Here is a 21,969-nt window from a genome sequence, read left to right on the forward strand (position 1 = left end):
CTTTGAAAAACAATATGTCGCTTAATGCGGTGTCCAGTCTTACTGGAGCAGATCATAATCAAGTCTGTTATGTTTACAGTAATTTAAGAGCTACTTTAATTCAGTATTACTTAGGCGATTGTACTAAGTTGGATCTCCATAATGCTGTCGTTCAGCTCGAGCTCTGGGCATCAAAAGTAAAGACAAATGACGAGTTTGACGACCAAGTACGTAAATACATACGGTTATCTAGAGAGGCTCTGAAAGGTCTGTCCCCTTACTACATAATTAAGTTTAAGTTCGCATTCTCTCTCCCAATACCTGATGGTGAGTACGAGGTTAACACTCAAAACTTGCAAACATTCACGGTTAAATCATTTTCAGACTCCACGGTAGTCTCAAAAGTCGGTGACAGATTTTTCTCAGAGATATCACTAAAGATGACTGGGTATACTGTTACTGATAGGCATTGGTGTGGACCATGTATTGATGGGAAAATGGAAGTTCATACAGACTTCTGCTTAAATTTTGTCAATGAATTAATATTAAAGATCAAAATTGCAGAACCTACTATGAGAATAGCGGAGTTGGCTGAAGATGATCTCGGAAACGTGTCCATTGAGCAGTATACGCATAATAATGATCGCCTAAACAGTACGTTACATTTCAGTATGGGAAGCTTATCTGTCGCTAGCATTCTGTCGAAGCAAGTCTTAAACCCAGAACAAATCCATAATGTTCTAACTAGCGAAAGTTTGCATCTTTTTGAAAAGCTTCATGGCCAAGCTTGTATTGCGAGAGATAGAGGTGAAGATGTTAAAGCCTTTTATATATTGAATTCTGCTTTGGAGTCAGCGATTGCACACTATTTAGATAAACTGGCTAATGAGTCGCAAAAGATGCCAGAATTGACTGAATTTTTAGAAGGGCGTTCTAAATGTTTGGACTGCAAACTATTCATTGCGTCTGAATTGCAAGAGCTACCGCATGGGAATATGATGCCTTCTATATCGGCACAGATTAAGTTTCTAAGTAATATATCGACAGTAACTGGTGCTCAAAGAAAAAGGCTTAACTCTTGTATTTATAAAGTGAAAGGGCAGGATGTCAGAAATGATTTAGTTCACGGGAGGATAGCCACTGTACCTAAAGATAATTTGTACCAAGCATTTGAAGCGTATGTTTATTGTGTGGATATATTGAGTGTGTTGACGCCTTTGGAAAACAACTAATGTAAATGGGTATTTAATACAGTGACTAGGTTCAGGTCTTGCTTTTTGCCCCATTAGCTTAAGTATTCCATAATCAGAATTCCATCATTCGCTATGGCCCAACTTGCAAATCATTTTGGGGCAAAAATGAGCCAGCCGTGATTGATTTGACTTAAGGGAAGCTCTCTCAGTTACTTGATCGGAATATAGATTTCGGTTTTCAAATTCTCAGGTTTAGTTCGTCTTGGGTCTCGATTCAGGTACACCTCAAAGCATGGTTGGTCTCGCAGTTCAAACCCACTGTCTGGTAGCCATTTCAAGAGTAAATAACGGTATGCTTCAGAGAGTTTCTCGTAAGTACCTTTGTGCAAGGCCTTGGCATATTTGCCATCTAAGATTGTCTTGCGATCGATACATCCATCCTATTTCGACATAGGTAGTGTCCTACACTGCGAGACTCAATGATTTTCCATTATTGCTAATTTGTCTGAAAGTTTAGATTCAAGACCGTTTTGCGAATAATAAGCCCAATACGATCAATCTCTATGATAAATGATCAGACGTTATTGGAAGTGCTCAAACTAAAATGTCCTCCGACAGGGATTGATAAAGTAATCACGTTTCTGTCGGTGCGGTCACTTTCTATTATCGCAAAATAGACCACGCAAGCTTTATAAAATAATTGTTATGATATCTTATGTGAAATGTTAATGATTACTCTTCGTTTAATAGTTTTACTAAAGCTATTAGATGTAAGATCAAATAGGTAAACCACCTAACTGATTGAATCATTGACGGATCCTGTTGATTTTATGATGAGAGAAGGTGGAGCGAGTGAGTAGTCATGTCTCCGAGGTGATAGAAAACAAAGACAGTTTTGAACGCCCGTTTTCGATCAAAATTCCGCGTCGTAAGTGGTTTGGTTGGAAAGGCATTGAACTGCGCTTGGTGTTGGCATTGGCTATGTTATCGATGACCACCATCTTCCTGTCAGTTGTATCGAGCTTCACCTTTGCCGATTTAAACCAACGCCTTGTCGAATTAAAAGAGAGTGAAATCCCCGCCTTAGATAACGCTGCACGCCTCAATGATATGGTGCGTGTGATTATCACGACCTCATCTCAGCTCAGTGACGCTGAATCTAATCTAGAACGTAAGCAGGCGATGCTTAAAATTGAAGAGGCCATTTCAGTGATGAATAGCGTTATGGTTCAGTTTCCTGATTATCACGCCTATTTTAAAGATCTTATCACCCAAGTTAATAATAGTCTGAGCCTGTTGTATCAAAGTGAGATTGAGTCAGAACAACTCAATCAAGAACTTCGTAATTTGCTTGAGGGCTTTTATCCTCTATTGCAGCAAGCCAGTGATTCACTCGACAGTTTGCCTGAGTCAGCCAAAGATCAAATCCAATATACCCAGTTGAAGTCTCTGCTTTATTACCAATTAGGCTTGGTAGAGAAGCTGTATAACGACTCAAGCTTTAATGAGCTCGATTACACTAGCTACCGTCTAGAGCAAGTCGGGGAAGAGTGGTGGAAGCTCTGGGTCAGTGGTGATTTAAGAAGTGATTTTCCTGAATTAGATCATCAACTCACAGTGATCTATAACCTCGCCTCTAGTGATAGCAGCTTGTATGGGATGAAAAACAAAGCGCTCGATCATCTCTATCAAGAGCAATATTTCCTGCAAAACAGCCGTGAACATTTGAATCAGTTAACCGTGCAGATCGAAAGCAACACCAGCAAGGTGAATAGCAATATTGACCAATCGATTCAGCTGGCGCAGCTGTCTTTACAATCGAACCAACAACTCTCTCTTTTTCTTTCTCTGTTTAGCGTGTTGGCTGCCGCTGCCATTTCGTGGTTCTACGTGCGTAAGAGTATTTTAGAAAGGCTTTTACAGCTCAAAGACAACATGTTCGCGATTTCTACCGGTCATCTGGATACCGAAGTTTCTATTCGTGGCAAAGACGAAGTGACGCAAATGGCCAAGTACCTAAAGGTATTCCAGACCACGGCCAAAGTCGTTAAGCAAACCAATCGAAAATTAGAGGCAGAGGTTGAAGAACGCACCTTAGCCGAAGCCAAACTACGAGTGACTCAAGACGAGTTAATCCAAGCCGGAAAATTAGCCGCGTTGGGACAATTAAGTGTCGGGATCACGCACGAGATCAATCAACCTCTGACGGCAGTAAACAGTCACGTTCGAAGTGCTCAATTATGGTTAGGCAAGCAAAGGCCTGACAGGGCAGAAGAGAACCTGAAAAAGATCGAGGTCTTGTTAGATAAAGTGGCAGCGATAACTCGTCACCTAAAGGCCTTCTCACGTAAGAGCGATGGCAAGATTGATAACGTAGAACTGGAGAAGGTGATTGGTGATGCGATTGACCTGTTTGAAACCCGACAGAGCGCTGTGTCGATTCTGTATTCGCCCCAAAGTAGCCAGACGGTTCGAGCTAACAGCATTCGCTTAGAACAGGTTCTGGTGAATTTGATCAGCAATGCTCTGGATGCCATCGAATATAGAGAGCAACCAGAGCTCAGCATCTCTACTCAAGAGCATTCGAATACCATTCAGATTTTGGTGATGGACAACGGGTTAGGGATACCTGAAGAGGACATTCCGCATCTGTTTGACCCATTTTATACCCGCAAGACAACAGGTAAGGGGCTTGGGCTCGGTTTGTCTATCGCATACAACATCATAAAAGACTTTGGCGGCTCGATTCACGTGGAATCGGTTGAACACCAAGGCACTACTTTTATCGTCACTCTACCAAAAGGCATAGCCTCATGACTGCAGAAAAACACATAGTTCTTATCGATGATGAAATCGATGTCGTTGAAGCCGTGAGTGAAATGTTAGAACTAGAAGGGTTTAGCGTCACTGCCTTTACCGACCCTAACCTTGGCCTTAAATCACTCAAAGCAAACAACCAGTCGGTTGTATTGTGTGATGTACGAATGCCACAGGTGGATGGACTTACGCTGCTGAGTTCCATTCAACATAGAGCCGCTAACGTCCCTGTCTTGTTGATGAGTGGCCATGGCGATATTCCCATGGCGATAGAGGCAATGAAGCTAGGAGCTTTCGACTTTTTAGAAAAACCACTGAATGCTAGTGAGTTGGTAGAGAAGCTCGATTTAGCGTTGGCACAATCTCAGCACAACTGCCCTGCAATTATAGGCGGCGATGAGGAAGCTGAGTTACCGATTGAAACGGTGGTTATTGGCCAATCAAAAGCGATGGATACGATACGCAAGCAAGTGCTCGCACTGTCTCATACTGGTGTTGATACCATCATCAACGGCGAAACAGGAACGGGCAAAGAGGTGATTGCTCGCGCCTTGCATCAATTTAGCCGTCGTAAGGCGAAGCCCTTTGTCGCGATCAACTGTGGCGGCATGACTGAAAGCATTATCGAAAGTGAGTTGTTTGGTCATGAAGCGGGTTCGTTTACCAGTGCCAACAAGAAGCGCATTGGAAAAATAGAACAAGCCAATGGCGGAACTCTGTTCCTTGATGAAATCGAAAGCATGCCAATTGCGGTGCAAATTAAACTGTTGCGCGTCATTCAAGAAAGAATGATTGAGCGCGTTGGTGGTAACGAGTTAATCCCGGTCGATATTGTGGTGGTAGCCGCCAGCAAAGCTGATCTCGCGAGCCTGAGTGAAACGGGGGAGTTCAGAGCCGATCTCTTCTATCGTCTTAATATTGCTAGCTTAAACCTTCCCGCATTGCGTCAACGCAAAGAAGACATTCAGGTGTTATTCCGCCATTTTGTGATTCAAGCGAGTCATAAATACAAGACGCGTCCGTCAACGATTTACCCTGAACAAATACAGCAGCTATGTCGACACGAATGGCCGGGTAACGTGCGTGAGCTGCGTAATGTCGCTGATCGTTTTGTGTTGGGTATTGTCGGTGATGGCTTTGATCTTCAATCGCCGATTTGCGAGTCGTCCGGAGAAGATTTCGCCTTTGAAAAACAGATGGAGCAGTACGAACGAAATGTACTGACCGAAGCGTTGATAGAGAGCGCGGGCAACATCAATGAGGTCTCAAGCAAGCTGAACCTGCCACGTAAAACGCTTTATCGAAAAATGAAGAAACACCAATTGGATAAAGAGAGCTTCAAGGCCTAACTGGTTCATTCATTCGCTTAATAAAAGCACAAGACAACAATGACCCATTTAACTTTTAGTCGAATGGTTAACCGTTTCAAGTAATTGTAATAAAAGGGCTTTAACATTTGGCACAATGCGTGCAATCACTACATTGTGGCATACGTTCACATGAGGTTATTCGGTGCTGAGTCAAAATCTATATGACAGCTATCTATATATGACAGCTATCCAACACCGAATGATCGAATAAAGGAAGTTAGAAAAATAATTGCTTGTTGCAAGGAGATACAAACATGAAGCAAATACTGAAAGGTTCGATTGCTCTGATACTAGGTGTGAGCTCGATGACGGCATGGGCCGCAGCAGAATCAGCCGACTTAGGTCCTCGTCCCCTCTTTTTAGTGAACAATATGGATGAGAGCCCTTTGAAAACCAAGCTGTTGAGTTGCAGTGAAGGACCTTTTCATCGTAGTGATTTTTCTATTGGACATCGCGGAGCTGCGATGCAGTTTCCTGAGCACACTAAGGAATCTTATTTAGCGGCGATTCAAATGGGCGCAGGCGTTGTCGAGTGTGATGTGACCTTCACCAAAGATAAGGCGTTGGTATGCCGTCACTCGCAAAGTGATCTGCACACGACGACCGATGTTTTGGCGCATCCCGATCTCGCTAAGAAGTGCTCAACCCCGTTTACACCAGCTAATCCAGCGACAGGCGAAGATGCTCAGGTTGAGTGCCGTACTTCTGATTTCACGCTGGCTGAGTTTAAGACGCTCAAAGGTAAAATGGATGGTGCGAACCCAAAAGCCACCACGGTTGAAGAGTACATGAACGGGACTCCAGGTTGGAGAACCGATCTTTACAGCCAAAGTGGCACACTGATGACACACGCAGAAAGTGCGGCATTGTTTAAAGAGCACGGCGTGAAGGTGACTCCTGAGCTGAAATCGGCGGCGGTAGAAATGCCTTTCAATGGTTTTAGCCAAGAGATGTACGCGCAGAAGCTGGTGGATGAGCTGAAAGAGGCGGGTTTTGAGCCTTCAGAGACTTACCTACAGTCATTCAACTTGGATGATGTGAAGTACTGGGTTAATGAGACGCCTAAGTTCGGTAAGCAAGCCGTTTACCTTGACGACCGTGTCTATGAGCAAGCGGACTTTGTTGCGTCTGTGGAGAACATGAAAGAACTGCACGATGCGGGTGTGAATATCATCGCGCCACCTCTGTTTGCTTTGGTTGAGCTAGGTGAGAACAACGAATTGGTTGCGTCTAACTACGCGAAACTGGCAAAAGATGCTGATCTTGAGATTATTGCATGGACACTGGAACGTTCAGGCCCGCTAACGCAAGGCGGCGGTTGGTATTACCAAAGCGTGAAAGATGGTATCAACAATGATGGCGACATGATGAAAATGCTTGATGTACTGGCGCAAGATGTTGGTGTTATGGGTGTATTCAGCGACTGGCCAGCAACGGTAACTTACTACGCTAACTGTATGGACAGCGACGCTTAGGCGATTCAGAGCGCGCTGTTACATCGATAATTATAGCGTTTGTATAGAGAGCGCTTAGCCAAAGAATAATAAGAGAAAAAGCAGTGAACCAAAGGGCCTTCGGGCTCTTTTTTACCACCGAAATTGGTGGGACATAAATGACCCAAATGATGAGTTTTTAGTTGGACACTTATGACTCAAAAGTAATTTGAAAGTGTGGGGTTTTATTTAAGTTACTGAAATTACAGGTATAAAAAAGTGGCACAAAGGCTGCAATAACGAAGGTGACTTTCAACAATAAGTAAAAGTAAGGTTTGAATATGAAAATCAGTGTTAAAGGACTGTTAATCGCTAGCTCATTACTACTTCCTTCAATGGCTATGGCAAGCGACTGCTCTAGCCGTGGTGTGTTAGACGATCGATACTGTGATGAAAACCAAGATTTGGTCGCCGATTCACCAAAGAATCCAGATGAGTGGAACGATCCAAGTACGCTTGTGTTTACTTACACTCCGGTAGAAGATCCTGCGTTATACAAAGATGCATTTGCCGACTTCCAAGCGCACCTAAGTAAAATTACAGGTAAGCGAGTGATTTACTACACGGTGCACTCAAACTCTGCACAAGTAGAAGCGATGCGTTCTGGTCGACTGCATGTTGCAGGTTTCTCTACGGGCCCAACAGGCTACGCAGTTAATTTAGCAGGTTACGTTCCAATTGCGGTGAAGGGCGATGAGTCTGGCTTCCAAGGCTACAACCTAATCACGATTGTTCGTAAAGACAGCGGCATTAACAAAATGTCTGATCTGAAAGGCAAAAAGGTTGCACACACTTCTGCATCTTCCAACTCTGGCAACCTCGCTCCTCGTGCGTTATTCCCTGCGAAAGGCCTAGTGCCAGATGAAGATTACAAAGTGCTTTACTCAGGTAAGCATGACCAATCGATTCTAGGCGTCTTCAATGGAGATTATGACGCAGCACCTGTGGCATCGGACGTGTACGATCGTATGGTAGCAGCAGGTCGTGTTGACGATTCTGAACTGAAGATCATCTACCGTAGCCCACGCTTCCCAACGTCTGCGTTTGGCTATGCTTATAACCTAAAACCAGAGCTGGTTGAGAAGATCAACGAGGCTTTCTTTAGCTACCGCTTTACACCAGAAATGAGCGCATCGTTTAAAGGTGCCGACCGTTTCTCGCCAATCAGCTACAAAGAAGAGTGGGATGTAATTCGTGATATCGCTCATGCGACAGGTACGGCTTACACCAAAACTGGCCTTAAGAAGTTAGCTGAAAAAGATGCGGCTAAACGCGCGAAGAAAAAAGCCGCTGAGCTAGCAAAACAAGCAAACAACGGCTAGTTCTTTTTCTATTTGAAGACTAAGTTTTCGAAAGACTTAGTTCTTTAAAAACACCTACTTCAACTAAATATCTATGCCCTCGCGGGTAGGGCATAGATCATTCTAAAATTCGCACAAGGAAATGCAGTATGGCCGTAGCAAGCTATGAAGGAATAAAGATAAACAACCTTTTCCACGAATACGTGGCGGGCAAGCCAATCCTTAAAGGCATTAATATTGATATCGATGAGCCAGGTATCATCGCGATCATTGGTCCATCTGGTACCGGTAAAAGTACGCTTCTGCGCTGTATCAACCGACTCAACGATCCAAGCCAAGGTGAGATCATATTTGATGGCGCAGACCTGACTCAACTAAAAGGCCAAGCGCTACGTAAACAGCGTCGACATATCGGTATGGTGTTTCAAGAATATAACCTCGTGGAACGTTTAACGGTTATCGAGAACGTGTTGAGTGGCCGTTTGGGTTACATGACCGCTTGGAATGCATGGCGTCGTAACTACTCTGCGCAAGACCTCGCCAAAGCGTTCGAGTTACTTGAATTTGTTGGCCTGCAAGACTTTGCTAACCAACGTGCCGACAGTTTATCGGGCGGCCAAAGACAGCGTGTCGGTATCGCTCGCGCCGTTATGCAAGACCCATATATCTTATTGGCGGATGAACCGACGTCATCACTCGACCCGAAAACAGCGGTTGAGATCATGGAGTTGATGGAGACATTCGCAGAACAGAAAAACATTCCCGTGTTGGTTAACATCCACGATGTGAACTTAGCCAAGCGTTATGCCAAGCGCATCATCGGCATGTGTAATGGCAAGGTGCATTACGATGGCAGCCCTGAAGGTATTTCAGAAGAAGACCTAAAAATCATTTATGGGGGTGAGTCATGGCTGGATTAAACCCAAACTCGTCGCCAAGCGTTTCATCAAGCACATCGCCAGCGAAGCATGAAAACCCGTTCAAAACCTCATGGACTAACCGAGCCATTATCGCTGCGATAGTTGCTTATCTGTTTTACAGTTTCTCGACGTTAGGGCTGACCTTTGATCGTTTGATCATCGGTTTTGGTGAAAGTGAGCGGTTACTATCAAGAATGTTCCCGCCAGATTTCTCGCGTACTAATCTACTGCTAAGTGGCTTAGCGGAGAGCTTACAGATAGCGATCATTTCGAGCTTCTTCGGGATCATCATTTCACTGTTTCTTGGCTTACTTGCCGCACGAAACATGATGCCTTCGATTGTATCGACACCTATTCGTGGCTTCATCGCACTGTGTCGCTCTTTCCACCCAGTGATCATTGCCATTCTATTTGTGAAAGCGGTGGGTTTCGGTGCCCTTGCTGGGATCCTGACTTTGGTCTTCGCATCGATTGGTTTTATTGCCAAGCTTTTCGCTGAAGCCATTGAAGAGATCTCTTTTAAACCGGTTGAAGCGATTAAAGCAACGGGGGCGAGCTTTGTCAGCGTCATTCTGTACGCGGTTATGCCACAGGTATTTACTCGTTTCATTGGCTTTGCTAGCTACCAATTGGACTCAAACTTACGAAACTCAACCATGGTTGGCATCGTGGGTGCGGGTGGTCTTGGCGGTACGCTTTTCTCAGCATTCCAACGTTTTGATTACGACTTCGTTGCCGCTATTTTGATCACCATTATCGCATTGATTCTTGTGGGTGAATTTCTTTCCAACATTGTTAGGAGAATCTTCTAATGACAACTGCATCTATCGATAAAGAGTGGCAGCGCTTTACACCAAACGAACGCGTGGCTCGATTTGCCGTTTACCTTAGCTTAGTGTGTGCGATTGTTTGGTCTTGGCAAACTGTTGAAGTGATTCCTGAGTTTCTATATGACGCGCCAGCCCAGTTTGCTGACATGTTCGAACGAATGGTACCAATGGACTACGCGTTCTATCCTGAGTCGATTCACGCAGCGATGATTGAGACACTGCACATCGCGACGTTAGGTACTTTGTTTACCTTGGTATTTGCGATCCCTTTGGCACTTATGAACGCGCCAAATATCACTCCGAATAAAGCCTTGAACTGGATTGCTCAATTCTTTCTGGTGTCTTCACGTTCTGTGAACTCATTGGTTTGGGCATTGCTGTTCATCGCACTGTTTGGCCCCGGTGTTCTCGCAGGCATTATGGCGATTGCCATTCGCAGTATCGGCTTTGTAGGGAAGCTGTTAGCGGAAGCAATTGCTGAAGTGAACATGGGGCCTATTGAAGCTTTACGCGCGACTGGTGCTTCGTGGATGAGCGTTTTACTGAAAGGTTATTGGCCACAAGTGATGCCAGCGTTCTATTCCATCGTACTGTTCCGTTGGGACATCAATGTACGTGAATCTGCGGTATTGGGGTTAGTGGGCGCTGGTGGTATTGGCGTGGTGCTAAACGACGCGCAGAACCTTTTTGAGTGGCAGAAAGTATCAATGGTGTTGGTGAGTATCTTCGCAGTGGTTATCGTTGCAGAAGCGGTGGTGATCCATATCCGTAATAAACTCATATAAACATATGGTGCAATGCAGCGTGTTTTGTGTGATGTGTCAAAGTTAAGAGCTTATCTAGCATTTTGAAGCTCAAACGACCCTAGGTACTTCGGTCTACCTAGCGGTCGTTTTTTTATGTTGTTTGAATGGGCAGAAAGCTTGTTTAGACAAGGATGGTTAGCTTTTCGCTGTCTCAGTTTTAAGCGTCAGAAGAGCATCCACAAATTCTGCAAACCCATAGCCACCCGGTTGTGACATCACCTTGTTTGGATGATGATCTAGTTTATCCCAATAATGCCGAATGTTAGCCACGCCAACGGTGAGCTGTAGTGATTCGAACATCTGTTGATCATTCATTGAATCGCCGACATAACACGCTTGCTTGTGGATTTGTTCAAGCGATAAGCCTTTATTAGCCAGAAAACGATGTACTGCATTTTTCTTTGAGTGCTCGCCATACCAAGCATTGATATGAATCGAACTTGCCGTCGCGTGTGCGCCTAAAGCATGTATTCTTTTAAGTACCACTTGCACTATTTCAGGGTCAACAGGTTCACGGTTTTGGCCGATATCAATCGCGACCTCACACAAGCGGTAAGATTGGTCCAGAGTTAGGGATAGATCTGGGTAACTCGCCAAGATCGCTTCAACTTGTTGTTTTAGCTTGGTTTGGCTCTGGCGCACTTGCTCTAGTGGTGTTTCCGATGAAAGCTGTAATGCACCATCTTGTTTCTCTAATAAGAAGGCGCCGTTCTCTCCAAGCACAGCATCGACAGGCCATAGTTGTGCAATATGATCACACCAACCCGCACAAGCGCCAGTCACCGCGACCACTTTGATTCCATTGTCTCTTAGCTTTTGTAACGCAATCAAGGTTTCAGGAGGGAGTGAGCCTTGCCAAGTGAGCGTGTCATCGACGTCGGTTAATACCCATTCGATGTGCTTCCAATTATTGCCTAGTTGGTGTTCCATCTAAAAACTCACTATTCCACTGATTGAGGTGTAGATCGAAAAAGCCAGCAACTCATGCTGGCTTTGGAATTCTTGTGCGCTTCTATTCGTCAGTGCGCTTTAACTATTAGTCGAGTTATACCAGTTTCATCTCTTGGATGATGTCTGAAGCAATTTCTGGCTTCGTGCTCGTTGGTTTCTCGTGTAAGTCTGATTTCAATTGTCCCTTACGGTTACTTAGGCCTGCTTCAAGTTTCTTGAGTGCTGAAGCGATAGCTGGATACATAACGTCATCTGTAGCTTTTGCGTTTACACGTACACCTTCGTAGTTGGTGAACACTTCAACCTGGTGTTGACCATGTTCTTTTGTGATGATGATGTCGCAGCTGATCAGTGATGGGAAATGGTTAGATATCTTCTCGAATTTACCTTCGATGTCTTTGCGTGACTCGTCGTTAATTGATACATGATGTGTTTGAACATTTATTTTCATAAATCATACCTTTCCAATGACTGTGTCATTTAAACGTAGCAAACATCGGTTAGTTTAACCAACTGCGAAATAGCACATGTGTGATTCACTTCAGTGTTATCAAATAATCTCCCTTTACTCCCTTGAAAGTCCGAAGAACTGATCGCATATTATGTTTCGTGTTTTCAATACATGTTCAAAAATACCTCACTCGCGAAGCATTCCTCTAATCTACCTTGCCAGCCTAGGTTTTATCGCCTTAACCAAACGTCAGCTCAAATACTTATTCTAGTTTAAGTTTTATAAATCATTGCTAGTTTGATGCCGATATTGCTTTCTTATTAAATCACTGCAGTTGATATAAAAAGTATGGTTTATATAAAAAAGCAAAGCTCCGTGAATGCGACTATTGAATAAGGCAACTCTTGGTTGCCTTTATAGCGCCATCTGGTTTTAGCAATAGCTATTCTTCAAATTGGTAAGAAGAGGGCACCACAATGACGCCTTGTTTCGATATGTGAAAGCGTTTAGCGTCGGCAAGGTTATCAATACCGATTTGGGTGCCATCTGGCACTTTGACGTTCTTATCTATGATGCAGTTTTGTATGTGGCAATTTTTCCCAATCTCAACATCTTCAAACAGAATACTATCAATCACAATCGCGGCATTACTGACTTTCACTTTAGGAAAGAATATAGAGTTTTGCGCAGAGCCGCCTTCGATCACCACCCCATTCGCGATCATTGAGTTGATGAATATTCCTTGGTTTCCTTCTACAGAAGCAATGGTGCGTGCAGGTGGCAGTTGCGGCTCGTAGGTGCGAATCGCCCAATCTGGTTGGTATAAATCGATAGGTGAGGCTGGCTTTAACAGATCCATATTAGACTGGTAGTAAGAGTCGATGGTACCCACATCTCTCCAGTACGCATCTTGGGTCACTCGGCCTTCTTCGTCGCCAAACTTATACGCGTAAACACTGTTGTTGCCGACCAATTTAGGAATAATGTCTTTACCGAAATCATGGCTTGAATTCGGATCTTCGGCATCCGCCAGTAGCGCTTGTGTTAACACCTCTTTATCAAAGACGTAAATACCCATTGAAGCCATGCTTCGAGTCGGCCTACCGGGGACACATGCAGGGTAATGTGGCTTTTCGGTAAAGTTATTGATCTCTAGAGATTCATCTATCTCCATCACACCAAATTCTTTGGCTTCATCAATCGAAACCTCCATGCACGCTACGGTTAGATCGGCCTCGTTCTTTTTATGTTGCTTGAGCATTGGCGCGTAATCCATGCGATAGATATGGTCGCCTGATAACACCACTACATGCTTAGCTTCGCTACGAGAAAGCAGATACAAGTTTTGATAAATCGCATCGGCAGTACCGCTATACCAACTATCACCTGTACGCATTTGTGGGGGGACATTGGTGATGTATTCGCCGAGCTCGGGGTTAAGCACCGACCAACCATCTCTTAAATGTTTTTGTAAAGAGTGAGACTTGTACTGAGTCAGCACCAAAATTTGGCGCAGCCCAGAGTGTAAGCAGTTCGCGAGCGTGAAATCGATGATTCGATATTTACCGCCAAAAGGTACCGCAGGTTTTGCACGGTTATCGGTAAGGGGAGAAAGCCGAGAGCCAACACCGCCGGCCAGAACGATTGTTAGAGTGTCTTGCATGGTCAGAACCTCAATGTATTTATGATTATGAACATAGACTTGCAAGCGCTGAGCCAAATGTAACTCATTGAATATTAAACGAGATGAGAATGAATTCTGCGAGATTGCACCAAGTTGATGCGTACGAGGTGTTGGCTTGCTCTATTTTGATCCAAACAGACCCGGGCAAGGTGAATGGGTTAAATTAACAAAATGACGCACGGGAAAGTTGCATTACAGAACTGTCAATAAAATGAAGCAATAAAGTGATCAAGTCGATGCAAATTCACATAAGTTCTCACAAGTTTTCACAAATTGATTTCCATCAATAAAGTAGGGTTATTATATGCTACCTTGCACGCAAAATAAGAAATGATTACTCATTCACCAATAACGATTAAGCCCTCAAAAGGAAATTATAATGAAAAAAACAGTATGTGGTATTGCGGTTGTTGCGGCTCTTATGTCAACTAGTGCTTTTGCTCATAAAGAAGGTGATTTCATCATCCGTGCTGGTGCCGCAATAGTGTCTCCTAACGATAGCAGTGGAGATGTTTTGGAGACATCGGGTTCAAAATTTGGTGTGGATTCAAACACCCAACTTGGATTGACATTTGGCTACATGTTTACAGATAACATCAGTCTCGAGATTCTTGCAGCGACGCCGTTCTCCCATACAATTTCTACAAACCATGGTGGTTTAGGTGATATCGCCGAGACAAAACATTTACCACCAACGTTGATGGTTCAGTACTACTTCGGCGAAGCAAACAGCAAGTTCCGTCCTTACGTAGGTGCTGGTATTAACTACACCGTATTCTTTGACGAAGAGCTTAATGGTGCGGCTAAAGATGCTGGTTTAAGTGACTTGTCCCTTGATGATTCGTGGGGACTGGCTGCGAATGTTGGCATGGATTACATGATCAACGACGACTGGTTTTTAAACGCATCCGTCTGGTACGCAGACATCGATACTACAGCCAAGTACAAGGCTGGTGGGAAACAGTACTCAACAGACGTTGATATTGATCCATGGGTATTCATGATTGGTGGTGGTTACAACTTCTAATCAACATCTTTAGTTTGTTAAAAGCGCTCAAGCACCAGCCAGCTTGGGCGCTTTTTTCTTTTGATCAACAACGTCACAAACAACGCAAGCAAATCATGCATGAGTAAAAATTGATGTGGCGATTGCAATCATCGTTACCACCAAAACGAAAGCGCCACTACTTGTTAAGTAGTGGCGTTTTTTAGTTCATCGCTTATTTAGTAGCGATAGCAAAGGCCTATGGCTGTTGCTTAGTTGGTGCTAGAGCAATCTCACGGATACATACATTCTGTGGTTGTTGGTAAGCGTACGATACCGCGCGAGCAATATCGTCAGCAGCCAGTACGCCGCCCATGTCTTCTTTCCAAGAATCGTAACCGTCTTTGATTTCTTGAGATGTAGTGTGAGACAGAAGTTCAGTTTCTACAGCACCCGGTGCGATAGTGGTAACACGAACATTTGAAGCTGCTACTTCTTCACGAACGTTCTCAGAAATAGCGTGTACCGCGAATTTAGTACCACAGTAAGCAGCGTGGCTTGGGAATGTTTTCTTACCCGCGATTGAGCTGATGTTGATGATAGTACCTGTATTGCGTTCCATCATAGGAGCAAGTACAGATTGCATGCCGTTTAGAAGGCCAATCACGTTCACGTCGAACATTGTCTTCCACTCTTGAGCGTCTTGAGTATCGATTTGACCAAGAAGCATTGCACCAGCGTTGTTGATAAGCGCGTCTACAGGGCCAAATTTCGCTTCACCTTGTGCGATTGCTGCATCAAAAGACGCTTTGTCTGTTACGTCTACTTTTACTGACAGTGAGTTTGGTAGGTTCAGCGCTTCAAGGCGGTCAACACGACGAGCTAAAAGTAGCAGAGGGTGACCTTCATCGCTTAGACGACGAGCGATTGCTTCACCAATACCAGAGCTTGCTCCTGTAATTACGATTAGTTTTTTCATTTTATTTCCTCTGTACTTTAATTGCGTCGGTTGGCTACGACGTGTTGTTTAAGTGCATTCGAATCAAGTGCTTGTTGCCTTGCTTCGTTGCGATGGAAGTATATTAAGGAAAATAGCATTGTTGATATATAGCGCTTTACTTGAAACACTGTTGCTGTGGTGCAACAATAAAGGCGTCTATCTCATAACTTCATTAGTAAGCTGGTGACTATGCTCAATCAAATTAACCTGTCTGATATTCGCTCCTTCGTGCTTATCGCTCGTTTAGGTAATTTCACCAAAGCGGCAGAGGAGTTGGATGTGTCTCGTTCCCACGTATCACGCCAAGTGAGTAGCCTAGAAAAGCAGATGGGTGTAACACTGTTTATCCGCACCACTCGAACCTTGAGGCTGACGCACGCAGGGCAAGATCTGTACGCGAGATGTGAGCAAGCCCTCGATAACATAGACCAAGCTCTGATTGCTGCTGTGGACGATGTCGAAGAAGTACGTGGCGACATAAAAGTAAACTGTGTCGGTGGTTATCTTGGTGAAGTGATCATCGCGGATTTGGTCAATGAGTTCATGCAACTCTACCCAGACATCAGCATTAGCCTTGATTTCAGTAGTAACCGAGTCGACTTGATTGAAGACGCGTTTGATATCGCTTTTCGCATGGGAAGCTTAGAAGACGCGGGCTTTATCGCAAGAAAGCTTTTAGACATTGAGATGGGAACACTCGCGAGCCCTGATTATTTTGCTCGTAAAGGAAAGCCAAGCCATCCTAAGGATCTGATCCACCATGACTGCTTAACGGGATCGGTGCGTAAGTGGAGTTTTCAAGCACTGGACGACACCAAGAAAACGGTCGATGTGCATGTGACGGGCAGACTGCAATGTAAAAATGGGCGAGTGTTGGTGCAGGGCGCGAAGTCGGGCAACGGAATTATTCGTGTACCAACGATCTATTGCTTACAAGAACTCAACGACGGGCAATTACTGCAAGTGTTTGAAGAATGGGTAGTGCCTAAGGTCGACTTTTCAGCGATCTACCATCGAGACCGCTATCAACCAAGCCGAATCCGAACCTTTATTGATTTTGTCAAAGGTCGCTTTGAGCAAATGCCAGTGAGCTAAATAGTGCGTGTTATCCATTATTTGGTATTGAGCGGATTTGCTTGGGCTTACATCTCGTCGATTTCGTTTTGAAGGTTTTCCAGCTGGTCTAGAATCAACAAGAACTTCTCACCGAACGGTGTCACTTGGTACTCCACTCTTGGTGGCAGTTCGTTGAACATTTGCTTATCTAAAATTCCGAATTCTACATTTCGCTTCAAACATTCATTCAATACCTTTGTAGATAGCCCTTCTACTGAGCGCACCATTTCACCGGGGCGATTAATGCCATTTGCCAGTAATTGGTAAACCGTTAGCGACCATTTACAGCCGTAGATGGTTTCTACCATGCGAGCGGAACGCTCTGGTGCTGATTTTCTTGAAAAAAAGTTTTCCTGATTTTTCATAAAGATGTACCAATAAGTACCTACCTAACCGATTTGTACTTACTATTCATAGTGTTAGTTCAAAGCCTAAGATTACCACGTTCACATGACTTAGGAGATAACAAAATGAACTTCACTAAAAATGGTATTGCAGTAGTAATCGGTGGCACAAGTGGTATGGGCTTTGAAACAGCGAAGCAGTTAGTCGCTCAAAACATCCATGTGTTGGTTGTCGGCAATAACCCAACTAAGTTAGATAAAGCGGTGTCAGAATTGCAATCGTTAGGTCACGCTTCAGGTTGGCAAGCTAACCTTTATGATGATGCGAGTGTAGCTAATCTCATTGCGCATCTAGAGTCGCTTGAAGAGGGTATTGGTTACCTTGTTAATGCGGCTGGCTACTTCAACCCTAAAGCGTTTATCGAGCATCAAGAATCTGATTACGAGCAATACATGCAGCTCAATAAAGCAACCTTCTTCATCACTCAAGCGATAAGCAAATTGATGATCAAGAACGGCGGTGGCAGTGTGGTTAACGTTGGCTCTATGTGGGGTAAGCAGGCAATCAAAGCGACGCCATCTTCTGCCTATTCAATGGCTAAAGCTGGCCTGCACGCATTAACACAGCACATGGCAATGGAACTGGCTGAACATAATATTCGTGTGAATGCGGTTTCTCCGGCTGTGGTTAAAACACCGATTTACGAATCTTTCATTAAACCTGAAGAAGTGGATCAAGCGCTAGAAGGTTTCAACGCATTCCATCCGATTGGCCGAGTCGGTTTGCCGAAAGACATCGCCAATAGCATCTCTTTCTTACTGTCAGACAGTGCAGATTGGGTAACGGGTGCAATCTGGGATGTTGATGGCGGTGTGATAGCTGGCCGCAATTAATTAGGCTTCTGTTAAGGTGGCTGTCGCGCAGGAAAAATGCAGCGAGATGGCCTCCTGGATGAGTATTCGCGTAGAATAAAAGCTAGAAAGATAATAAGAATAATTAAAACGATAACAAGAGTAAGGTCGCCATTATGTTCAACATGGACTTTTCAAAGAGACTGGTTATTGAAACCGAGACATTAGATTGGATTGCAAGCCCTGCTAAAGGGGTATGGCGCAAGCCGCTAGAAAGAGAAGAGAAGGAATCGGGTCACACGACTAGCGTGGTGAAGTATGATCCTAAATCTTCGTTTTCTGAGCACCCTCATCCGCAAGGCGAAGAGATATTCGTGTTAGAGGGTGTTTTCTCTGATGAAACTGGAGACTTCCCTGCAGGCACTTATATCCGTAATCCCCCGGGCAGTGCGCATTCTCCATCAAGCAAAGATGGCTGCACGATCTTGGTGAAGCTCAACCAGTTTGATGCGAGAGACTTAACTCAAGTTCGTATCAATACTCTAGAAACGGAATGGCTTCCGGGCATCGGTGGCTTACAAGTGATGCCACTGCATGAATTCGAGCACGAGCATGTCGCTTTAGTGAAGTGGCCTGTTGGCGAACGTTTTCAGCCGCACCGTCACTTTGGTGGTGAAGAGATCTTTGTGTTGTCAGGCACTTTTAAAGATGAACATGGCGAGTATCCAAAACACACATGGATGCGTAGCCCTCATATGAGCGAGCATTTCCCTTATGTGGAAGAAGAGACGGTTATCCTAGTGAAAACGGGTCACCTGCCATTGGATTAAAGGAATGCTCAATATAAAGATGAGAAAGCCGCATTGTTTTGAACAAGCGGCTTTTTTAGTTTTTATATATGAGCTGACTAGTAAGCGACACCAATACGTTGGCGTGGGAACTTGCCAGCTTCTAGTTCATCAATCATCGCGATAGCGTAGTCGCTGACGGATATTTTGCTGTTGCCATCTTCGTCAGTGAGCAGTTGATCACCACCTGTGCGGTAGGCTGATAGCTTATCGCCCGGGAAGATTTCCGCAGCAGGGCTAACGAATGTCCAGTTAACCTTTTCATTAGATTGTTTGAACATTTCAAGGGCTTCTCCTTGTGCTAGCGCTTCGTTTTTGTAGTCCGCAGGGAAGTCAGGAACGGTAACTAACGGTACGTTTGGCGCCACTTCTAATGAGCCTGCACCTCCTACCCAAAGTAGACGTTCGATGCCAATGCTTGGCAATGTATCAAGTAACTTAGCTGCTGTGTTTTTTACGATGTCGTGATTGCCTAGAGCGCGTCCACCAATCGAAGCAATTACCGCATCAACGCCTGAGAAAGCGGTCGCTAGACTTGCCGCTTCATCTTGTAAATCAAATGAACGAACTTCAACATCGCTGATTTTTACGCGGCTTGCATCTCTTACAACAGCAACAACTTCGTGTCCGCGAGATTGAGCTTCTTGAGCGATGTGACTACCAATCCAACCTGATGCGCCTAATACTGCAATTTTCATAATGTCTCTCCAATTATCTAATTTATTGAGTCTGTTTCTCGACAGCCATTGCAGTCTAATAGCTCACTAGGTTGCGATAAATATCGTAAAATGATGTAGATTGTATCTATACAGTTATCTAATAGGCTTGGTTAAGTCGGTAAGGGAGAGTGTGATGGACAGGTTGACGGCGATGCGTAGCTTTGTTGAAGTTGCAAATTGCGCCAGTTTTACTCAAGCAGCAGAGCATTTGGACATGAGCCGTTTACAGGTTTCAAGGCATGTTCAAGAGATCGAAGGGTGGTTAAAGCAGAGGCTATTACACAGAACGACTCGTAAGGTAAGTTTGACGACAGCAGGGGAGATTGCGTTACAACGTTGCGAAAAAATACTCCATGAAACGGCGGAGCTAGAAGTCACTGCACTTAATCAAACCGATGCTCTTTCCGGAACCATTCGAATAGCAGCCCCAATTGGCTTGACTCAGCACATGTTGTTGGATGTGGTTGAACAGTTCACAGAGCTTCATCCCAGTATCACAGTAGAGCTTTTTGCTTCTGACCATTTTGCTCAGCTGGTGGACGACAGAATCGATATTGCGCTGCGCTATACCGATCAACCTGACGATAGCTTGATTGCTCGAAAGCTAATGGAAATTGATTCGGTTGTGTGTGCCTCACAAGACTACCTAGACAAACACGGAGAACCTGAAACGGTCGAAGCACTTCGACAGCATAATTGCTTTCGCCATTTGAGTGTTTCTAAGTGGGATTTCGTTAAGGATAACCAGCATTATTCGGTTGAGGTTTCTGGCACAATAAAGGCCAATGATGTTGGAGTATTAACTCGCGCCGCACAGCATGGAAAAGGGATTGTTCGCTTACCTTGTGATTTAGCCAATCCGTTGATTGCAAGAGGGAAGTTGAAACGAATTTTGGATGATTTTGTTTCACCGAGTAGTGTGCTTTGGGCGGTGTATTTATCTCGCAGTTACCAGCTTCCTATAGTTCGTCAGTTTATTGATTTTGCAGCAGAAACTTGGGCTAGCGATATCAAGTCTGGGGATGTTTGAGGTTATATATCTTAAGTACACAAGTACACAAGTACACAAGGCATAAACACATAAATACAAAAATCCGATATCAAAGGTGATATCGGATTTGAACTCAATCATTCAGAGTTCCACACGCTCTCCTCTCACGAAGTCTTTACACGTATCTGTGTACCGATAATCGGGTGTTTATCGCCTTATCGTTGATGTCAGGTAAAGGCTGATACAAGTTTCTAGTAATGTCGGATAATACTTGGTCGTAAACTTGCGATACGACGCTAGAAATATCACTGGTTAATTCGTATAAGCTATCTGTCGGTTGGGTTAATTCGTTGCTCGATGCGATTTCTGCGAGTGCATGCATCGCTCGAGTGCAAACTGGTGATCCACTGCTAATAGGGCAGATAATTGATAATTGGTTGAGTTTACGGTGAGTCTGAGATGCATAGAATTTGAATCTCGCATACTCCTCAGGTATTTCCGTATTCGACTTTTCTATCCCAGGGATGGCCATTCTCAACTTGGTAAGGATCTCCATACAATCTAAGATCTGTTGCCAGTTCATGTGGTACTCACGGCTCATGTCTTCTCGTTCTGATTGAATCAGCCAGATGATCATCACTTCATCCATCAAGAACATGCTGTGACGAATCGTTTTTCCATGAATCGATTGATTACGTACTAAGCTACGGTTTTGCCAGTCATTGTGCATAGCGATGAGTTTGAGGTGATAAATGCGATACATCGGACGGCTGTCAAACGACACATGAGATTGAAGCAGTTCAGATACCTCAAGTATGTTGTCGTAAATCTGATTCACTTTTCGAATTGAGTCGCTCGTCAATTGATACGCCAGAGCATAATGCGTTGCCGCGCGATGTTTGCGTGATAGCAACAATAACTGTCTGAGTAGAACTAAGGTTTCAAACCGGTGTGATAGCGCTGTTTGTCTCTTCTTTGAGAAATGAAACAGCGCTGCAAGTACTAATAGGGATAAACCCACTGAAATAACGACCAACATATTCAACTCCTAATATCTGAATACCTACTTAGTGGTAGTTCACGATTTGTGCCAAAATTGATAAACATTATATTTCAACGACTTATATTTTAAGCCCGCTTGTGGATGACCAATACTGGTGCATCACCTCACCATTCGAGTGAGTGCGATAGAAGAGGTTAGAGGTTTTTATAGTTTCTAGACTTTGCTATGGCTGAAGCATAAATAGCTACAATCTGGCTAACCTCTTATGCAAGGTTAGTCAGATTGGGTTACACAGAGATGTACATTCAGTGAGTAG

The 21,969-nt window shown here is 44.2% G+C and carries 21 protein-coding genes; 13 read left to right on the forward strand and 8 right to left on the reverse strand.

Features of this window, described 5'->3' with window-relative positions:
• Positions 1 to 1,211 (forward strand): hypothetical protein (locus ACED59_RS19725; protein ID WP_371705088.1); only part of this gene is annotated, 1,211 nt, incomplete at its 5' end.
• 170 nt (positions 1,212 to 1,381) lie between these two features.
• Here the strand turns inward: ACED59_RS19725 and ACED59_RS19730 are convergent.
• Positions 1,382 to 1,603: a GyrI-like domain-containing protein gene (locus tag ACED59_RS19730; RefSeq protein ID WP_081326749.1), complete on the reverse strand. Its 222-nt coding sequence runs from the start codon at positions 1,601 to 1,603 to the stop codon at positions 1,382 to 1,384.
• Positions 1,604 to 2,015: 412 nt separating this feature from the next.
• Between ACED59_RS19730 and ACED59_RS19735 the strand changes: the two genes are divergently transcribed.
• The 7 genes from ACED59_RS19735 to phnE (ACED59_RS19765) all read left to right on the forward strand — a co-directional run bounded on the left by ACED59_RS19735 (position 2,016) and on the right by phnE (ACED59_RS19765) (position 10,688).
• A complete protein-coding gene (locus tag ACED59_RS19735; RefSeq protein ID WP_371705087.1) occupies positions 2,016 to 3,989 on the forward strand; it encodes an ATP-binding protein in 1,974 nt (657 codons plus the stop codon).
• Positions 3,986 to 5,338: a sigma-54 dependent transcriptional regulator gene (locus tag ACED59_RS19740; RefSeq protein WP_069595562.1), complete on the forward strand. Its 1,353-nt coding sequence runs from the start codon at positions 3,986 to 3,988 to the stop codon at positions 5,336 to 5,338. The genes ACED59_RS19735 and ACED59_RS19740 overlap by 4 nt, the downstream gene beginning before the upstream one ends.
• Before the next feature lie 275 nt (positions 5,339 to 5,613).
• Positions 5,614 to 6,834 carry a glycerophosphodiester phosphodiesterase family protein gene (locus ACED59_RS19745; RefSeq protein WP_029223956.1) on the forward strand — a complete coding sequence of 407 codons (1,221 nt, stop codon included), beginning with the start codon at positions 5,614 to 5,616 and terminating at the stop codon, positions 6,832 to 6,834.
• Between the two features lie 299 nt (positions 6,835 to 7,133).
• Positions 7,134 to 8,174, forward strand: coding sequence for a phosphate/phosphite/phosphonate ABC transporter substrate-binding protein (gene phnD / locus ACED59_RS19750; RefSeq protein ID WP_004732989.1), 1,041 nt, complete (start codon positions 7,134 to 7,136; stop codon positions 8,172 to 8,174).
• A 128-nt stretch (positions 8,175 to 8,302) separates the two neighbouring features.
• On the forward strand, positions 8,303 to 9,073 hold the full coding sequence (gene phnC / locus ACED59_RS19755; RefSeq protein ID WP_004732991.1) for a phosphonate ABC transporter ATP-binding protein: 771 nt from the start codon (positions 8,303 to 8,305) through the stop codon (positions 9,071 to 9,073).
• Positions 9,061 to 9,885, forward strand: a complete 825-nt coding sequence (gene phnE, locus ACED59_RS19760; protein ID WP_017097993.1) for a phosphonate ABC transporter, permease protein PhnE — start codon at positions 9,061 to 9,063, stop codon at positions 9,883 to 9,885. The genes phnC and phnE (ACED59_RS19760) overlap by 13 nt, the downstream gene beginning before the upstream one ends.
• On the forward strand, positions 9,885 to 10,688 hold the full coding sequence (gene phnE, locus ACED59_RS19765) for a phosphonate ABC transporter, permease protein PhnE (protein WP_017097992.1): 804 nt from the start codon (positions 9,885 to 9,887) through the stop codon (positions 10,686 to 10,688). Before phnE (ACED59_RS19760) ends, phnE (ACED59_RS19765) begins: the two co-directional genes overlap by 1 nt.
• 156 nt (positions 10,689 to 10,844) lie before the next feature.
• Here phnE (ACED59_RS19765) and ACED59_RS19770 read toward each other — a convergent pair whose 3' ends face one another.
• The 3 genes from ACED59_RS19770 to glgC form a co-directional block, all read right to left on the reverse strand.
• Entirely contained in the window at positions 10,845 to 11,639 is a 795-nt protein-coding gene (locus tag ACED59_RS19770) for an HAD-IIB family hydrolase (RefSeq protein ID WP_017097991.1), read from the reverse strand.
• A 115-nt stretch (positions 11,640 to 11,754) separates the two neighbouring features.
• A complete protein-coding gene (gene hpf / locus ACED59_RS19775; protein WP_009846260.1) occupies positions 11,755 to 12,111 on the reverse strand; it encodes a ribosome hibernation-promoting factor, HPF/YfiA family in 357 nt (118 codons plus the stop codon).
• A 442-nt stretch (positions 12,112 to 12,553) separates the two neighbouring features.
• Positions 12,554 to 13,774: a glucose-1-phosphate adenylyltransferase gene (gene glgC / locus ACED59_RS19780; RefSeq protein WP_029223955.1), complete on the reverse strand. Its 1,221-nt coding sequence runs from the start codon at positions 13,772 to 13,774 to the stop codon at positions 12,554 to 12,556.
• A gap of 400 nt (positions 13,775 to 14,174) precedes the next feature.
• Between glgC and ompW the strand changes: the two genes are divergently transcribed.
• On the forward strand, positions 14,175 to 14,822 hold the full coding sequence (ompW, locus tag ACED59_RS19785; protein WP_012601085.1) for an outer membrane protein OmpW: 648 nt from the start codon (positions 14,175 to 14,177) through the stop codon (positions 14,820 to 14,822).
• A 217-nt stretch (positions 14,823 to 15,039) separates the two neighbouring features.
• Here the strand turns inward: ompW and ACED59_RS19790 are convergent, their stop codons facing one another.
• Positions 15,040 to 15,759: an SDR family oxidoreductase gene (locus ACED59_RS19790; protein ID WP_009846263.1), complete on the reverse strand. Its 720-nt coding sequence runs from the start codon at positions 15,757 to 15,759 to the stop codon at positions 15,040 to 15,042.
• A 210-nt stretch (positions 15,760 to 15,969) separates the two neighbouring features.
• Between ACED59_RS19790 and ACED59_RS19795 the strand changes: the two genes are divergently transcribed.
• Complete coding sequence (locus tag ACED59_RS19795) at positions 15,970 to 16,875, forward strand: LysR family transcriptional regulator (RefSeq protein WP_009846264.1); 906 nt, start codon at positions 15,970 to 15,972, stop codon at positions 16,873 to 16,875.
• Positions 16,876 to 16,922: 47 nt separating this feature from the next.
• On the opposite strand, the gene ACED59_RS19800 is transcribed toward ACED59_RS19795, so the two are convergent.
• Entirely contained in the window at positions 16,923 to 17,261 is a 339-nt protein-coding gene (locus ACED59_RS19800; protein WP_004733017.1) for a helix-turn-helix domain-containing protein, read from the reverse strand.
• 105 nt (positions 17,262 to 17,366) lie between these two features.
• On the opposite strand from ACED59_RS19800, the gene ACED59_RS19805 reads away from it, so the two are divergent.
• Positions 17,367 to 18,134: an SDR family NAD(P)-dependent oxidoreductase gene (locus ACED59_RS19805; RefSeq protein ID WP_029222233.1), complete on the forward strand. Its 768-nt coding sequence runs from the start codon at positions 17,367 to 17,369 to the stop codon at positions 18,132 to 18,134.
• Positions 18,135 to 18,268: 134 nt separating this feature from the next.
• Positions 18,269 to 18,922 (forward strand): cupin domain-containing protein, encoded by a 654-nt coding sequence (locus ACED59_RS19810; protein WP_229648542.1) that lies wholly within the window; start codon positions 18,269 to 18,271, stop codon positions 18,920 to 18,922.
• 77 nt (positions 18,923 to 18,999) lie between these two features.
• Here the strand turns inward: ACED59_RS19810 and ACED59_RS19815 are convergent, their stop codons facing one another.
• Positions 19,000 to 19,638 carry an NAD(P)-dependent oxidoreductase gene (locus tag ACED59_RS19815; RefSeq protein ID WP_017097988.1) on the reverse strand — a complete coding sequence of 213 codons (639 nt, stop codon included), beginning with the start codon at positions 19,636 to 19,638 and terminating at the stop codon, positions 19,000 to 19,002.
• Positions 19,639 to 19,792: 154 nt separating this feature from the next.
• On the opposite strand from ACED59_RS19815, the gene ACED59_RS19820 reads away from it, so the two are divergent.
• A complete protein-coding gene (locus ACED59_RS19820) occupies positions 19,793 to 20,689 on the forward strand; it encodes a LysR family transcriptional regulator (protein ID WP_029223954.1) in 897 nt (298 codons plus the stop codon).
• Between the two features lie 136 nt (positions 20,690 to 20,825).
• Here ACED59_RS19820 and ACED59_RS19825 read toward each other — a convergent pair whose 3' ends face one another.
• Positions 20,826 to 21,689, reverse strand: coding sequence for a hypothetical protein (locus tag ACED59_RS19825; protein WP_017097986.1), 864 nt, complete (start codon positions 21,687 to 21,689; stop codon positions 20,826 to 20,828).
• Positions 21,690 to 21,969 lie beyond the last annotated feature (280 nt).

It is taken from the genome of Vibrio sp. FF266 (assembly GCF_041439695.1).
Lineage (GTDB): Bacteria > Pseudomonadota > Gammaproteobacteria > Enterobacterales > Vibrionaceae > Vibrio > Vibrio tasmaniensis_A.

What these genes read in the sequence shown, in the direction of transcription:
- ACED59_RS19815 (WP_017097988.1), bottom strand. Translation starts at nt 19,638, where the DNA reads ATGAAAATTGCAGTATTAGGCGCATCAGGTTGGATTGGTAGTCACATC.
- ACED59_RS19810 (WP_229648542.1), top strand. Translation starts at nt 18,269, where the DNA reads ATGTTCAACATGGACTTTTCAAAGAGACTGGTTATTGAAACCGAGACA.
- ACED59_RS19820 (WP_029223954.1), top strand. Translation starts at nt 19,793, where the DNA reads ATGGACAGGTTGACGGCGATGCGTAGCTTTGTTGAAGTTGCAAATTGC.
- ACED59_RS19825 (WP_017097986.1), bottom strand. Translation starts at nt 21,689, where the DNA reads ATGTTGGTCGTTATTTCAGTGGGTTTATCCCTATTAGTACTTGCAGCG.
- phnE (WP_017097993.1), top strand. Translation starts at nt 9,061, where the DNA reads ATGGCTGGATTAAACCCAAACTCGTCGCCAAGCGTTTCATCAAGCACA.
- ACED59_RS19770 (WP_017097991.1), bottom strand. Translation starts at nt 11,639, where the DNA reads ATGGAACACCAACTAGGCAATAATTGGAAGCACATCGAATGGGTATTA.
- ACED59_RS19740 (WP_069595562.1), top strand. Translation starts at nt 3,986, where the DNA reads ATGACTGCAGAAAAACACATAGTTCTTATCGATGATGAAATCGATGTC.
- phnE (WP_017097992.1), top strand. Translation starts at nt 9,885, where the DNA reads ATGACAACTGCATCTATCGATAAAGAGTGGCAGCGCTTTACACCAAAC.
- ACED59_RS19795 (WP_009846264.1), top strand. Translation starts at nt 15,970, where the DNA reads ATGCTCAATCAAATTAACCTGTCTGATATTCGCTCCTTCGTGCTTATC.
- glgC (WP_029223955.1), bottom strand. Translation starts at nt 13,774, where the DNA reads ATGCAAGACACTCTAACAATCGTTCTGGCCGGCGGTGTTGGCTCTCGG.
- ACED59_RS19800 (WP_004733017.1), bottom strand. Translation starts at nt 17,261, where the DNA reads ATGAAAAATCAGGAAAACTTTTTTTCAAGAAAATCAGCACCAGAGCGT.
- ACED59_RS19745 (WP_029223956.1), top strand. Translation starts at nt 5,614, where the DNA reads ATGAAGCAAATACTGAAAGGTTCGATTGCTCTGATACTAGGTGTGAGC.
- ompW (WP_012601085.1), top strand. Translation starts at nt 14,175, where the DNA reads ATGAAAAAAACAGTATGTGGTATTGCGGTTGTTGCGGCTCTTATGTCA.
- ACED59_RS19790 (WP_009846263.1), bottom strand. Translation starts at nt 15,759, where the DNA reads ATGAAAAAACTAATCGTAATTACAGGAGCAAGCTCTGGTATTGGTGAA.
- phnC (WP_004732991.1), top strand. Translation starts at nt 8,303, where the DNA reads ATGGCCGTAGCAAGCTATGAAGGAATAAAGATAAACAACCTTTTCCAC.
- ACED59_RS19805 (WP_029222233.1), top strand. Translation starts at nt 17,367, where the DNA reads ATGAACTTCACTAAAAATGGTATTGCAGTAGTAATCGGTGGCACAAGT.
- phnD (WP_004732989.1), top strand. Translation starts at nt 7,134, where the DNA reads ATGAAAATCAGTGTTAAAGGACTGTTAATCGCTAGCTCATTACTACTT.
- hpf (WP_009846260.1), bottom strand. Translation starts at nt 12,111, where the DNA reads ATGAAAATAAATGTTCAAACACATCATGTATCAATTAACGACGAGTCA.